The organism is Thermocatellispora tengchongensis, from assembly GCF_014202315.1.
Lineage (GTDB): Bacteria > Actinomycetota > Actinomycetes > Streptosporangiales > Streptosporangiaceae > Thermocatellispora > Thermocatellispora tengchongensis.
This window is the reverse complement of the sequence record NZ_JACHGN010000005.1, coordinates 454,646-468,608: the sequence shown is the minus strand read 5'-3', so window position 1 is coordinate 468,608 and position 13,963 is coordinate 454,646. Positions and strand designations below refer to the sequence as shown.

Below are 13,963 nucleotides of genomic sequence, written 5' to 3'. Positions count from 1 at the left end.
CGGTATAGCGTTTTAGATGGTGTCGGAAGGGTGGGGGTGGGGTTCCCGCCCCACCGCCGAGTTGAGCGGAACGGGGTGATGCGGCATGATCATGAGGGTGTGGCGGGGCTGGACCAGGACGGCCGACGCAGCGGAATATGCGGCATATCTCCTTAAAACGGGATATGTCGGCTATACCGGTACGCCCGGCAACCTCGGCGTCGTCTTCACCCGCCGCGACGACGAGGCCGAAGGGCGTACGGAGTTCCTGCTGACCTCCACCTGGGAGTCCTGGGACGCCATCCGCGCCTTCGCCGGCGACGCCCCGGAGCGGGCCGTGTTCTACCCCGAGGACGACCGGTTCCTGATCGATCGTGAGACCACGGTCAGGCACTACACCGTCTTCGCCTGAGCCCGCAGCACCGTGGCGAGCCGATCGACGCCCTCGGCCAGCTCCGGCAGGTGCGTGGCCGCGATGTGGGTGACCCGCAGCCGCGGGCCCGGCGGCTCGGCCGGGTAGTAGATGCGCCCCGGGCTGACCAGCACGCCCGCCTGCCGCGCGCTCTCGGCCAGCGCCAGGTCGTCCACCTGGGGCGGCAGGTGCAGCCACAGGTGCAGCCCGCCCGGCGGCACCAGGTGGATCTCCGCCTCGGGCATCCGGGCGGTGAGCGCGGCGGCCAGCGCGTCGCGCCGGGTCGCGATGTGCGCGGCCATGGCCGCGAGGTGACGCCGCCAGGCGGGCGATCCGGTGAACTCCACCACCGTCTCCTGCAACGGCCGGGCCACGAAGAACGACTCCACGAGCTGGGCGGCCCGCAGCCGGTGCGCCGCCGGCCCCCGCGCCACGACGCCCGCCACCCGCACGCTGGGCGCCAGGATCTTGCTCAGCGAGTTGGTGTGCACCACCGTGCCGTGCGCGTCGAGCGCCACCAGGGGCGGCGGCACCGGGGCCGCGGTCAGGTAGCGGGCGTAGTCGTCCTCGATCACGAACGCCCCCGCCGCCCGTGCGACCGCGAGCACCTGCTCGCGCCGCTCCCGGCTCAGCACCGCGCCGGTGGGGTTGTGCAGGGTCGGCTGGCAGAAGAACACCCGCGCCCCGGTGACCGCGAACGCCTCGGCCAGCAGCTCCGGGCGTACGCCGTCGCGGTCGATCGGCACGCCGGCCACGCGCAGCCCGGCCGCGCGGGCGGCGGCCAGCGCGCCGGGGTAGGTCGGCGTCTCCACCAGCACCGGCGTGCCCGGCGCGGCCAGCGCCCGGAACGCGTGGTTCAACGCCGCCTGCCCGCCGCCCACGACCAGCACGTCGGAGGCCGTCACGTCGCCCCCGGCCTCGGCGGCGAACCAGCGCCGCAACTCGGGCAGGCCGGGCAGCGGCGGCATCGACCACGCCTCGGCCCGGCGCACCGCCCGGCCCGCGGCGGCGGCCAGCTCCTTGGCCGGGCGCAGCGCCGGGTTCGCGTACCCGCCGGTCAGCGGGATGACCCCATCGGGCGGCTGCGCCAGCAGCGAGGCCAGGCCGTGCTCGTCCACCACCCGGTCGCCGAGCGCGACCGTCTGCCAGGACACGTCGACCGTCGCCACAGCGGAGGCGGAGGAGTGGGCCACGAACGTGCCGCTGCCCGGCCGCGTCACCACCCGGCCCTCCGCGGCGAGCTGCCCGAGCGCGCGCGAGACCGTGACCGGGCTGACGCCGTGGGTGCGCATCAGCTCGCGGCTGGACGGCAGCCGGTCGCCGGGCCGCAGCCGCGCCACCTGCTCCCGCAGCACCGCCGCCAGCTCGGCGATACTGCTATCGTGTTTCATGAGAGATAACGATAGCGCTACCGTGCTCGCGCCGATAGCGGTTCCCCGGATCTCCGCTGCGTGGCAGGGCACGGCGCTGGCCTTCCTGGGGGTCGTGGCCTTCTCCGGCTCGCTGCCGGCCACGGTGTTCGCGATGCGCGGCTTCGACCCGTACCTCGTGGCCGTCGGCCGCGCGGCCATCGCCGCCGTCGCCGCGCTCGTCTGCCTGCTCGCCGCTCGCGCACCTCTCTTCCCGCCCCGCCGCCAGTGGGCCTCGTACGCCGCCATCGCGCTCGGCGTCGTGTTCGGCTTCCCCGTCTTCAGCGGCCTGGCCCTGGACGGCGGGGCCAGCAGCTCCCACTCCGCCGTCATCGTCGGCCTGCTGCCGGCCACCACCGCGGTCGCGGCCGTGCTGCGCGCCGGGGAGCGCCCGCGCCCCCTGTTCTGGGCCGCCTGCGCCGCCGGCGCGCTGTGCATCACCGCCTTCACCCTCACCCGCGGCGGCGGCCACATCACGGCCGCCGACCTCCTGCTCGTCGCGGCCCTGGTCTCCGCCGCCATCGGCTACACCGAGGGCGCCCGGCTCGCCCGCGACACCCCCGGCTGGCGGGTCATCTCGTACGCCGTCGTCTTCGCCGCCCCGGTGACCGTGCCGGTCACGCTCGCCCTCGCCCTCACCACGGACACCCGCCCGAGCGCGCCCGCCGTCGCCGGCTTCGCCTACGTCGCCCTGGTGTCGATGTTCCTGGGCTTCTTCCCCTGGTACGCCGGCCTGGCCCGGGGCGGCATCGCCCGCGCCGGCCAGACCCAGCTCTTCCAGCCCCTGCTCACGCTGGTGTGGTCCTGGCTGCTGCTGCACGAGACCATCGGCCCGGTCACGATCGCGGGCGCGCTGGCCGTACTGGTGTGCGTGGCCGTCACCCAGCGCTCCCGCACCCCAGCCGCCAAGCACTGACACGGCCTCCCGACCCGGCAACCGCGCGACCGCGGCGAGGAGGGGCAGCCCGCATGCACTAGCCCTTGCACGTTATGACAACCGATCGAAGGATATGAGACAGGGAGATGCGAGCCCGGGGGGTGCAGCATGGCCGATCCCGTGATTCCCGAGGGCGGTTTCTGGCCCGCCCCCGAGATCCCGCAGCCCAACATCTACCCGATGGAGTGGCGGGTCGAGACCGAGAAGCTGGCCGCGATCTACGAGCGCTCCAAGCGCCTCGCCTGGAACCCCGCCGACCTCCCCTGGGACGGCCTGGACCCGGACGACTTCACCCGGGCGCAGCGCCTGGGCGTCATGTACTGGTTCTCGGTGCTGGCCAACTTCGACGCCAGCGGCCCGGCCGTGTTCGCCCGCGCGACGATCCAGGCGTTCGAGAAGCACGAGGAGGACCCGGTCCGCAAGTGTTTCTTCTCCATCACCCGCGACGAGATGAACCACGAGGAGTGCTGCCAGCGTACGATCGCCCGCCTCTGGCCGGGCGGCCCCCTCGACTGGAGGCCCGCCGACGTCCTGGAGGCGGCGGCGCACAACAACATCTCCTGGCTCTACCACAACGGCGGGCGCTACTGGACCGGCTACAACAAGGCGGTCGGCAAGTACACCCTGCCCGTCCTGTTCACCAGCTTCATGATGGGGGAGATGGCCGCCTCGACCCTGTTCCGCGGCATGGCCACCGCCACCACCCATCCCGTCTTCAGCGAGATGTTCCACCGCATCGGCCGCGACGAGTCGCGCCACCTGCAGATCTGCATGACCATCCTGGAAAAGGAGTGGCCGGGCCTGACCGACGAGGTCAAGTCCACCATCACCCGCCAGCTCCGCGCCGGGTTCGTCTTCCTGTCCATGATCCTGTGGGAGCCGCCGCGGGGCTTCTGGGAGCTGCCGCCGTACTTCCTGCACAACCACCGGGTGCTCATCGACCACGCCCGCGACGCCGGGCTGGGCGTGCTGTCCTACGACGAGCAGGCCGAGAACTGGCGCACCGCCATGGCCAGAATCCGCACCATCGTCAACCGCTGGGGGATCGCCTTCCCCGCCATCCCCGAGCTGGACATCGACGGCGTCAACGTCGAAGTCACCGACCCCGAGGACATCATCCCCGTATTCTGAGCCCATGCCGCGCATCCGCAGAGCCGACATCGTGGCCTTCCGGATCGACGCCCACAACCTGGGCGACCGCCTGCCGCCCGCCGCCGTGACCGACGCCGCGGGGGCGTGCGGCGTACAGGACACTCCGCCCGGGTCCGCCGCCGTGGCCCTGCACGCCCGCGTCCGCGACCTCACGGCCGAGGCGCTCGACGACCTGATCCGGCACCGGAAGACCCTGCTGCGGAGCTGGTGCATGCGCGGCGCGCCGTACCTGTTCCCCACGGCCGACACCGCCGTCTTCACCACCGGCGTGCTCCCGGACGACGAGCCGGCGCGCCGCGCGTTACTCCAGGGCGTGGAGGAGGCGCTGCGCACCCTCGACATGGACCTGGAGGATGCGGTGGCGCGTACGTCCGCGCAGCTCCGCCCGGTGCTCGGCGGCAGCCGACTCGCGATCGGCGAACTGGGCGCGCAGATCGCCGCCCGCATCGCCCCCGGCCTCCCGAAGACCCAGCGCGAACGCTGGCAGGCGGAGGGCCCGTACGCCCGCGGCCAGCCGCTGGGCGAGGGAGTCGTCCACTTCTGCCTCCGCATTCTGACCCTGCGGCGCGAGCTCTGCTTCGCCCCCCGGCAGGGGAACCAGGCCCCCTTCGTCCTGCTCGACGAGTGGCTGGACACCCCGCCCCCCGACCCCGCCCCCGACACCGCCAAGGCCGAGCTGGCCCGCCGCTACCTGCGCTGCCACGGCCCCGCGACCCCCGCCGGCCTGGCCTCCTGGCTGGGCGTCCCCGACCCCGCCCCCTGGTGGCGCCTGATCGCCCCCGAACTACACAGCGTCGAAACCGACAACGGCGAACGCTGGCTCCTGGCCACCGACCTCGACGCGCTCCGCTCGCCCCCGCCCCCTTCGGGCGTACGCCTGCTCCCGCCGCACGACCCCTACACCCAACTCCACGACCGCGAAACCGCCGTACCCGACCGCACCCGCCACCGCGCCATCTGGCGCTCCCTCCACGCCCCCGGCACCGTCCTCGCCGACGGCGAACTCGTGGCCACCTGGCGCTCCCGCAAGCAGGGCAAGACCCTGGCAGTGGAGATCACCCCCTTCACCCCGATCCCCACCCCCCACCGCCGCACAATCGAATCCGAAGCCCAAACCCTGGCCACCCTCCGCGGCCACCCCAACGCCACCGTCACATTCACCTGACCACCCGCCCCCGACGATGCCGCCGCTTCCCGACCCTGGCGACCGTAATGCCGCCGGCGAAGTCACCGTCTGCGACGCTGCCCCCGGCCCCGCCAAGCCGACCAGGGAGCACGACTGCCGGCACCCGCGACCAGACCGCGTCGGCTGAGGATGCCGCCGATTCTTGCCGATGGCGACCGTCATGCCGATGGCGGTGCCGGTGGCTGCGGCGCTGCCACCGGCCCCGGCAAGCGGACCGGGGAGCGTGACTCCGGTGCCCGCAACCACACATCGCCAGCTTGGAGAGCTAGCTCAGCTAGCGCATCGGGATGGCCATCGACGCCGACGACGCCCGGCAGTTGCGCAGCGCACGCGAGCACGCTGGCCACCTGGTCCATCGCCACAGTGTCCCCAAAACCCTGACCGGATAGAGCCGGTTCGAGGCAGGTCAGATCGCCAGGGAACTCTCACCCTTGCCCCCGCCGCCACGCGGTGCTTGGTGAAGGTCTCGGCGGAAGCCGGGGGACGGCCTGGCGCGGACGCCGTCCGAGGGGGTGCGTGACACCAACGTCCCCGGCTCCCACCACAGCTCCCCACCGGCGATGGTCACACGCAGCTCTAGAACGGCGGGCCGGACGTCGCCGCCCCGGTGGCGGAGCGGCGACCCCGCGACGGCGCCCACGACCTGTTAGCCGTCCTCGTAAAGGGCCACCTGCATGCCCCGCTCCTTCCCCGGCTCCACAAGCCGCTCGATGGCCACGTGAACGTCCATTGCCGCTATGGCCTGTTCTCCGGGGGCGCGGGCCACTGTGCAGGGTCGGCCACGTAGGTGCCGCGGTGGGCGACGGTGAACACCCAGCCCTGGTCTCGAAGGTGCCTGACGGCGCTGCGGATCGTCACCTTGGTGGCGCCGTACTCGTCCATCAGTTTCTTCTCACTGGGGATTGCCCGGTTCGTCGGGAATTCCCCCTTTTGGATGCGTTCAGCGAGCCGCGCGGCGATGTGTTGGTACAGCGGAATGGTGCGCCGCCCGCGAGGGATGCCGGCATCGCCGACGAACGTGCCCTCGCCTTGGACGGTGAAGACCAGTCCCTGGTCGCGGAGGTCGCGCGCGACGCGGCGCGCCGTGGTGCGTGCGACGCCGAATTCGGCGGAGAGCTCCACCTCGCTCGGTATGGGGTCGCCCGGCCTCAGTTCGCCGCTCTTGATGCGGGCGCACACCACATCGGCGATCTGCCGATACAGGGGCACGGGCCCGTACCGATCCAGCATGCTCACATGCTAGGCGTGCCGATACGTCTAGGAGCAGCGGTTGCCGATTTTACTGTTCCGGCCACTCCTCCTGGGGGCGGACGTACGATCCCCGCTGCGGGACGGTGTAGACCCAGCCCTGGTCCCGCAACAGAGCCACCGCCCGGCGTGCCGTCTCCCGGGCCACCTCGTACTGCTGCATCAGGGTGGTTTCGCTGGGAATGGGACGGCGCGGGCGCAGCTCGCCGCTCTTGATGCGATCCGCGATCTCTTTGGCGATGTGCTGGTACATGGGCGTTTTCCGCGATGACCTGGGCGCTTTGCCGGGTGGGCCGACGAAGGTGCCCTCGCCCTGAACCGTGTACACCAGGCCTTGCTCGCGGAGCATGCGGACTGCGTGGCGGGCGGTCGTCCTGGCGATGCCGAACTCCTGCTGGATCTCCGCCTCGCTCGGGATGGCGTCGCCGGACGCGAGGTCTCCCTCGGCGATGCGCCGGCGGATGATCTCCGCCACCTGCAGGTAGAGGTGGGTGTCTCCATCGTAATCGAGCACAATCGGACATTAGATGAGCGGTTATATGGTGCCCCGATGCACCTCCTCCAGTCGTGCGAATCATCTCGGAAGCCTTACGTATAGATACAACTAGACGTATGATGGCTTCGAGGCGGTCGGAGGGAGTGCGGTTGCCATGTGCGCCCTATCTGGAAGTCTCCGGGTTTCCTGCCGGCAGGAGGAGGCTGAGCAGATCCCGTGGCACGAGGGGAGTACACGGAAGACGCATGTGCGAATCCTGGCGCACACCTGCGAGTGTGAGCCGACGCTCTACGAGTTGTGTCAGGCGGGCTCGACGTTCTTCGTCCGCCGGACGAGGAGGGGCAGAAGCCGCAGCCTGGTCCACGAGACAAGGTTGCTGGAGATTGAGGAGGCGCAGGAACTCTGGGAAGCGGTGCTGTCGGGGGAAGCGCACTGATGGATTGGAGCGTTATGTCTGTTTGATCGCCGTGGTCGGGGGGTTGGGGTGGTGGGTCGGCCGGTTATTGGGGTTGGCTTGGGTGGGTTGTCGTTTTTGAATGGGGGCGGTGAAAGTGTCGGCGGGTTCGAGCCCCTTCCCCCTCGTCGGGCTCGCCGGTGTGGTGGTCCCGCGTCTCCGGGCGGGCGCGGGGCCACGTCTTCGGTTGTTTCGAGTGGGGAATCGGGGCAACCGGTGAGGGGGGTTCTGCGTCCCTATGGGGGACGGTTGCGTGGACCGCCTGGTGGAGAAAGTTACGATATGTCGGCACCATTGCTGTCGTGGCGATGTTGCTGCTGTTGGCCACGGTGGCGTACGGTGTCGTGCTTGCAATGCGTGCACGAGTCGTTACTGTGAGTAGACAGACGTCCGCGGGTCTACCCGACTGGAGCGCCGGGTAGACCACGTGGTGCGAGGTGTGGCCGAGCCCGTGGTCTTGCCGGATTCGGGGCTCGTGCCGCGCCGACTCAAGGCGGCCCTGTGATCTCTCCGGCCTGAAGGCTAGAGGGGTCCGGGGCCGTCACCGTTTCGGCCGAAGAAATGCGTCCAGATCCATTCGCCGAGTCCGCGGAGGAGGCCGCAGCCGATGGCTGCGACTCCCAGGCCGACCCAGCGGCGGATGGGGGGTCTCCCCTTTTTCTGGTCTCCGGCACCATGACGGTGTTTCGCCATGAGTATCACCTCCCCTCGATCGTTACCCCCGTGCGGGGCAGGAGAGCGACCGGCCTGGGGCTCCCGGGCGGAGCCTGTCCGGTCCGGTCGCCGCGTCGGGCGACCATTTCACGAATCGCCCGCGTGTATGGACGACCAAGAGGTGGTAACGCATAGCCTAGCGATCCCGCGCGGCTACCTGTGAACGCGCGATGCTTGACATTTCTGGCGTTTCCGGGCGGGGGATTGAATGATCAAGGTCGGATTTGCGGGCGCTCGGCGCCGTTATCTGGGTGAACCTGACTGTTTTCGGTAGTCGGTAATGCCCCGCTTTTGTGGGCGTTTGTTGAATTTATGGGCCTGGTGGTCGGTCTTGGTCCCGCTGACGGTGCGGCGCCTGCGCCCGGGGCGGGGATCAGCGGTGCTTCAGGGGGATGCCGCGCCAGGCTCTTGTGGTGACGACGAGGTGGTCCAGGAGGCGCAGGCCGACGGTTTCGGCGGCTTCTTCGAGGTGGGCGGTGAAGTCGAGGTCGGACCGGCTGGGCTCCAGGGAGCCGGCGGGGTGGTTGTGGGCCAGGCCGAAGGCGGCGCCGCCGCTGGTGAGGACCTTGGTGATGACTTCGCGCACCGAGGCGGGGCAGTGGTCGGCGCCGCCGGTGCTGATGACGGTGTTGCGGATCACGCGGCCGGCGGTGTCGCAGATGACGGCGACCATGCGTTCGTGGCCGATGCCGCGCAGCATGGGGGCGGCGGCGTTGGCGAGGTCGGCGGAGGAGGTGATCTTGCCGCGTTCTGGCGCGGTGAAGGTGCGGCGGACCAGGTCGAAGGCGGCGGCCACGCGGGCCGCCTTGGCGGGGCCGATGCCGGGGACGGCCAGGAGGCGGTGGGCCTCGGAGTGGGCGACCTCCTCCAGATCGCCGCAGTGGGCGATCAGCAGGGAGGCCAGCTCCACGGCGTTGGTGCCCTTGCTGCCCGAGCCGAGCAGGAGGGCCAGCAGTTCGCGGTCGGCCAGGGCCGCCGGGCCCTCGGCCAGGAGGCGCTCGCGAGGCTGGTCGCGGGCGGGCATGTCCTTGACGCGCATCGGTACCTCCCGGGGTCGGGGCCTGGAGAAAGGATTACCAGGAGGGGCCGACAGTCTGCAGTTCGTGCCCGGTCACGGGCCGTGTCCTGACCTCTGCTGATCGCCGTCTGTTGTCTGACCGTCACGTCTCGTCGGTCTGGCTCTGGGGGGTGGGTTTGCTAGCATCGCCGTGCTCGTGATCGACCCGAGGAGGTGAGACCCATTACCGCTGGATCAGGCCGGGTGCTCCCCTCTGCTGCGAGTGGGTGGTTCATCTGACATAGGTGGCCGTGGGAGCGCCCGCAGGACACTCCCGGAAGGCAACGCACCTATGCGTTTCATCTCGGAGACGACCTTCGACGGCGTCTCGGAACGTCTTTTCACCCTCGACGGCATCCCCGGCGTGCTCTGGACGCCCGCCGATGCCACCGGAGGGCGGCCCCTGGTCGTGCTGGCCCATGGTGGCGGCCAGCACAAGAGGGCCCCAGGGCTGGTGGCCCGGGCCCGGCGCTACGTGACCGGCTGCGGCTTCGCCGTGGCCGCCATCGACGCGCCCGGGCACGGGGACCGGCCGAGAACCGGGCAGGACGAGCGGTTCGGCGAGGGCATCAGGGAACGGATGGCGGCGGGCGAGCCGATCGGCCCGTACATCGCGCGGCACAACGCCGCGCTGGCGGTGCGGGCCGTGCCCGAGTGGCGGGCCACCCTGGACGCCCTGCAGCACCTCGACTGCGTCGGCGCGGACGGGCCGGTGGGCTTCTGGGGCGTTTCGCTGGGCAGCGTGATCGGCGTGCCGTTCGCGGTGGCAGAACCGAGGATCACCGCCGCCGTCTTCGGTCTCGCGGGCCACGAGACCCTGGCCGGGACGGCGGCGCGGGTCACGATCCCGGTCGAGTTCCTGCTGCAGTGGGACGACGAACTGGTGCCGCGCGATTCGGGCCTGGCGCTGTTCGACGCCTTCGCCTCGCGGGAGAAGACGTTGCACGCCAATCCCGGCCGCCACGCGGACGTACCGGCGTTCGAGCCGGACAGCTCGCTGCGCTTCTTCGCCCGGCACCTTCTGCGAGGTGACGACGCGGCCGGCCGTCTTCAGCGGGCGTAGACGCCGGCGTGGGCCGCGGCGGCCGCGGCTTCGGCGGCGCGGTCGGCCGCGGCCTCGTCGAGGGGGTCGCCGCTGGCGAGCAGGCGGTAGTACAGGGGGGCGGAGACGGCGCGGATGACCTCGCGGGGGTCGGTGCCCTCGGGCAGCTCGCCCCGCTCGACCGCCTCCTGTACGCAGGGGGCCCACTCCGAGATGCGGGTGTCGTAGAACCGGCGCAGGGCCTCGGCGGTACGGGGGTCGCAGGTGGCGGCGGCGATCACGGCCTTGAACAGCGGGCCCTGGCGCGGGTCGGTCAGTGTGCGCTGCACGAGCCGGGCGTTGGCCTTCAGGTCGCCGATCAGCGAGCCGGTGCGCGAGCGGGGCAGCGACTGCTCGGCCATGTCCACCAGCAGGTCGGCGACCAGGGCGGTCACGGTGCCCCAGCGGCGGTAGACGGTGGTCTTGCCCACGCCGGCGCGGCGGGCGACGTCGGCGAGGTCGAGGTGGGCGAAGCCCCGCTCGGCCAGGACGTCGCCGGCCGCCTGCAGCACCGCCGCGCGCACCCGGGCGGTGCGCCCGCCCGGCCGTACGGTCCCCGGCTCCGCTTCACGGGACTCCAGTTCCATTAATGACCCTCCTCGTGCTAGCGTCATCCCCGATGTTAACGGAACCACGGAACCGTTAGTGGCTCGATGGGGAGGTGGTCACACCATGGAACAACGACGGCTGGGGGCTTCCGGGCTCATGGTCTCCGCGTTGAGCTTCGGGGCCGGCACCTTCGGCGGCAGCGGCGAGTTGTTCTCCGCCTGGGGCGACACCGACGCCCGCCAGGCGCGGCGGCTGGTGGACATCTGCCTGGAGGCGGGGGTCACTCTCTTCGACACCGCCGACGTCTACTCCGACGGGGCCTCCGAGGAGATCCTCGGCGAGGCGATCAAGGGGCGGCGCGACCAGGTGATCGTGTCCACGAAGGCCGGCCTGCCGGTCGGCGAGGGGCCCAACGAGGCCGGCGCTTCGCGTCAGCACCTGGTCAGGGCGGTGGAACGGGCGCTGCGCCGGCTCGGCACCGACTACATCGATCTGTTCCAGTTGCACGCCTTCGACGCCCGCACCCCGGTCGAGGAGACCCTGGCCACCCTGGACGAGCTCGTCCGGGCCGGGAAGATCCGCTACATCGGCGTGTCCAACTACTCGGGCTGGCAGTTGATGAAGTCGCTGGACGTCTCCGACAGGTACGGCTACCCGCGCTACGTCGCCCACCAGGTCTACTACTCGCTGGTGGGCCGCGACTACGAGTGGGATCTGATGCCCCTCGGCCTGGACCAGGGCGTCGGCGCGCTGGTGTGGAGCCCGCTCGGCTGGGGACGCCTCACCGGGAAGGTACGCCGGGGCCGGCCGCTGCCGCCCGGGAGCAGGCTGCACCGCACCGCCGCGTACGGGCCTCCGGTCGCCGACGAGCTCCTCTACCGGGTGGTGGACGCCCTCGACGAGATCGCGGAGGAGACGGGCAGGACCGTGCCGCAGATCGCGCTGAACTGGTTGCTGCGGCGTCCGACGGTGTCGTCGGTCATCATGGGCGCCCGTGACGAGGAGCAGTTGCGGGCCAACCTCGGCGCGGTGGGCTGGGCCCTGACCGCGGACCAGATCGCCCGCCTCGACGCGGCCAGTGCGGTGACCGTCCCCTATCCCCACTTCCCCTACCGCCGGCAGGAGGGTTTCGCCCGGCTCAACCCTCCGGCCGCCTGAGACGGCCGCCCGCGATGGCCGCCCGCGATGGCCGCCTGAGACGACCGTCTCAGGCGGGCGGACGGTGCCGGGGCGCCGCCCGGCGCCCCGGGGCGCGGGCGGGGTCAGGTCGGGACGGGGATGCTGTAGACCAGGCTGAACAGGTCGCCGGAGACGATGATGTCGCTGGTCTCGACCGGGCGGTCGCCGGCCAGGTGGGTGCGCTCGACGTGGAGGACGTGGGCGCCGGCCACGAGGTCGAGGGCGTCGATCTCGGTGGGCTCGGGGATTCTGGTGCGCACGGTCTCGACGATCTCGGTGATCTTGATGCCCTGGGCGGCCATGCGGGTCACCAGGCCCTGGCGGTCGCCCGAGCCCTCGGTGGGCAGGATCTGGCCCTCGGCGGCGTCGCCGGGCCCCATCGGCTCGTACGACCACGCGATCTGCACCGGCGAGTTGTCGTCGCGGATCACGTAGCGCGTGCGGACGACCGGGGCCGACTCGGGCACCCGCAGGCGCTGGCCGATCGCGCGGCCCGCCTCGGCCCGCTCCACCCGCCAGGTGCAGGTGATGCGGCGGTTCTGGTTCTGCAGGTCGGCCGCCATGGGGGCGTGGTGGTCGTGGTGCCGCCAGCGGTGGAGCGGGGTGAGCACCGGCCTGTCGCGCACGTAGTGGCCGGAGCCCACCCGCCCGTAGATCAGTCCCTCGGCGGCGAGCACCCGCAGGGCGTGCCGTGCGGCGGTCTCGCCGACGCCGTACTTGCGGGTGAGCTGAGCCCGCGAGGGGATCGAGGCGCCCGGTGGCAGGAGGCCGTCGCGGATCTGGCGACGGAGGTCCTCGACCACGCGAAGGTAGACCGGATCGGAGCTTGCCACGTGTCTGTACATCCTCGTGTCGGGGGGCGGGGGAGGACAGGATGAGGGGGCCGCTTGCGTGAACGGTGGCTCAATCTTGGCGTATCCGTGTGACGACAGGGCGTGACCGGGGTCGGTTGGTACTCCAACTTTGCCCTTGTGGCGGCCCCGGGCAAAAAATTTCCGAGGATCTGTGTAACGCCGGCCATAGGGCCGCCGATTCTCCGGTAGAGGTCGTCGATGTGTGTACCCCCGAGCACATATCGGCGACCTCTTTCCGTTCCGGGGGGCGCTGCCCGGGAGGTGGCGGGGTGGCGGGGTCCATAGGGTGCAGCGCTTCCGGGTACCGTTCGGTTTATGGCATCGCCCACTGGAACCTCTGACGCCCCCTTCGGCCGCATGCTGACCGCGATGGTCACCCCGTTCTCCGCCGACGGCGCGCTCGACTACGACGCGCTCCAGCACCTCGCCGCGTACCTCGTGGACGAGCAGCGCAACGACGGGCTGATCGTGCACGGCACGACCGGCGAGTCCCCGACGACCTCCGACGAGGAGAAGGACCGCGCGCTGCGCGCCGTGGTCGAGGCGGTAGGCGACCGCGCCCGCGTGGTCGCGGGGGCCGGGACCAACGACACGCACCACAGCGTCGAGCTGGCGCGGGCCGCGGAGCGTGCGGGGGCGCACGGGCTGCTGCTGGTCACGCCGTACTACAACAAGCCGCCGCAGGAGGGCATCTACCGCCACTTCACCGCCGTGGCCGACGCGACCGGGCTGCCCGTCATGCTGTACGACATCCCGGGGCGCACCGGGGTGCCGATCCACACCGAGACGCTGCTGCGGCTGGGGGAGCACCCGCGCATCGTGGCCGTCAAGGACGCCAAGGGCGACCTGTTCGCGGGCTCGCAGGTGATGGCCGAGTCCGATCTCGTGTACTACTCCGGAGACGACGCGCTGAACCTGCCCTGGCTGTCGGTGGGCGCGGCCGGGTTCGTCAGCGTGGTGGGGCACGTGGTGGGCGCCGACCTGGCCGCGATGATCGACCTGTACCGCGCGGGCGACGTGGCGGGGGCGCGCGAGGTGCACCGGCGGCTGCTGCCGGTCGTCACGGGGATCATGACCCGCACCCAGGGTGCGATCATGGCCAAGGCCGCGCTGAACCTGATGGGCCGGCCGGGCGGGCACGTACGCCCGCCGCTCGTGGACGCCACCGAGGAGCAGATCGGCGTGCTCAGGGAAGACCTGGTAGCGGGAGGCGTGAAGCCTTCCGATGGAGTCGTGTGAAGTCAACCCATGGGGAG

Annotated in this window: 13 protein-coding genes; 7 read left to right on the top strand and 6 right to left on the bottom strand. The window is 71.3% G+C overall.

Translation table 11 applies throughout. The features are described 5' to 3' along the window. The first annotated feature begins 85 nt into the window (after positions 1-85). Positions 86-391: a hypothetical protein gene (locus HNP84_RS14250; protein ID WP_185050137.1), complete on the top strand. Its 306-nt coding sequence runs from the start codon at positions 86-88 to the stop codon at positions 389-391. Here HNP84_RS14250 and HNP84_RS14245 read toward each other — a convergent pair. Beyond that, a complete protein-coding gene (locus tag HNP84_RS14245) occupies positions 373-1,782 on the bottom strand; it encodes an aminotransferase-like domain-containing protein (RefSeq protein WP_185050136.1) in 1,410 nt (469 codons plus the stop codon). The genes HNP84_RS14250 and HNP84_RS14245 overlap by 19 nt on opposite strands. On the opposite strand from HNP84_RS14245, the gene HNP84_RS14240 reads away from it, so the two are divergent. The 3 genes from HNP84_RS14240 to HNP84_RS14230 all read left to right on the top strand — a co-directional run bounded on the left by HNP84_RS14240 (position 1,781) and on the right by HNP84_RS14230 (position 5,054). Next, complete coding sequence (locus HNP84_RS14240; RefSeq protein WP_185050135.1) at positions 1,781-2,716, top strand: DMT family transporter; 936 nt, start codon at positions 1,781-1,783, stop codon at positions 2,714-2,716. The genes HNP84_RS14245 and HNP84_RS14240 overlap by 2 nt on opposite strands. A gap of 129 nt (positions 2,717-2,845) precedes the next feature. Continuing rightward, complete coding sequence (locus HNP84_RS14235; protein WP_185050134.1) at positions 2,846-3,868, top strand: hypothetical protein; 1,023 nt, start codon at positions 2,846-2,848, stop codon at positions 3,866-3,868. A 4-nt stretch (positions 3,869-3,872) separates the two neighbouring features. Further along, positions 3,873-5,054 carry a winged helix DNA-binding domain-containing protein gene (locus HNP84_RS14230; protein WP_185050133.1) on the top strand — a complete coding sequence of 394 codons (1,182 nt, stop codon included), beginning with the start codon at positions 3,873-3,875 and terminating at the stop codon, positions 5,052-5,054. 756 nt (positions 5,055-5,810) lie between these two features. On the opposite strand, the gene HNP84_RS14225 is transcribed toward HNP84_RS14230, so the two are convergent. The 3 genes from HNP84_RS14225 to radC form a co-directional block, all read right to left on the bottom strand. Next, positions 5,811-6,305: a GntR family transcriptional regulator gene (locus HNP84_RS14225; RefSeq protein WP_185050132.1), complete on the bottom strand. Its 495-nt coding sequence runs from the start codon at positions 6,303-6,305 to the stop codon at positions 5,811-5,813. A gap of 49 nt (positions 6,306-6,354) precedes the next feature. Beyond that, a complete protein-coding gene (locus tag HNP84_RS14220; RefSeq protein ID WP_185050131.1) occupies positions 6,355-6,837 on the bottom strand; it encodes a GntR family transcriptional regulator in 483 nt (160 codons plus the stop codon). Positions 6,838-8,360: 1,523 nt separating this feature from the next. Beyond that, complete coding sequence (radC, locus tag HNP84_RS14215; protein WP_185050130.1) at positions 8,361-9,026, bottom strand: RadC family protein; 666 nt, start codon at positions 9,024-9,026, stop codon at positions 8,361-8,363. 310 nt (positions 9,027-9,336) lie between these two features. Here radC and HNP84_RS14210 point away from each other — a divergent pair, with 310 nt between their 5' ends. Continuing rightward, entirely contained in the window at positions 9,337-10,107 is a 771-nt protein-coding gene (locus tag HNP84_RS14210; protein ID WP_185050129.1) for an alpha/beta hydrolase family protein, read from the top strand. On the opposite strand, the gene HNP84_RS14205 is transcribed toward HNP84_RS14210, so the two are convergent. Beyond that, positions 10,095-10,712 (bottom strand): TetR/AcrR family transcriptional regulator, encoded by a 618-nt coding sequence (locus HNP84_RS14205; RefSeq protein WP_185050128.1) that lies wholly within the window; start codon positions 10,710-10,712, stop codon positions 10,095-10,097. The genes HNP84_RS14210 and HNP84_RS14205 overlap by 13 nt on opposite strands. A gap of 85 nt (positions 10,713-10,797) precedes the next feature. Between HNP84_RS14205 and HNP84_RS14200 the strand changes: the two genes are divergently transcribed. Next, positions 10,798-11,832, top strand: coding sequence for an aldo/keto reductase (locus tag HNP84_RS14200; protein WP_185050127.1), 1,035 nt, complete (start codon positions 10,798-10,800; stop codon positions 11,830-11,832). A gap of 104 nt (positions 11,833-11,936) precedes the next feature. Here the strand turns inward: HNP84_RS14200 and HNP84_RS14195 are convergent, their stop codons facing one another. Then, on the bottom strand, positions 11,937-12,686 hold the full coding sequence (locus HNP84_RS14195) for a GntR family transcriptional regulator (RefSeq protein WP_185050126.1): 750 nt from the start codon (positions 12,684-12,686) through the stop codon (positions 11,937-11,939). A 336-nt stretch (positions 12,687-13,022) separates the two neighbouring features. On the opposite strand from HNP84_RS14195, the gene dapA reads away from it, so the two are divergent. Continuing rightward, complete coding sequence (dapA, locus tag HNP84_RS14190) at positions 13,023-13,946, top strand: 4-hydroxy-tetrahydrodipicolinate synthase (RefSeq protein WP_185050125.1); 924 nt, start codon at positions 13,023-13,025, stop codon at positions 13,944-13,946. The last annotated feature ends 17 nt before the right edge of the window (positions 13,947-13,963 follow it).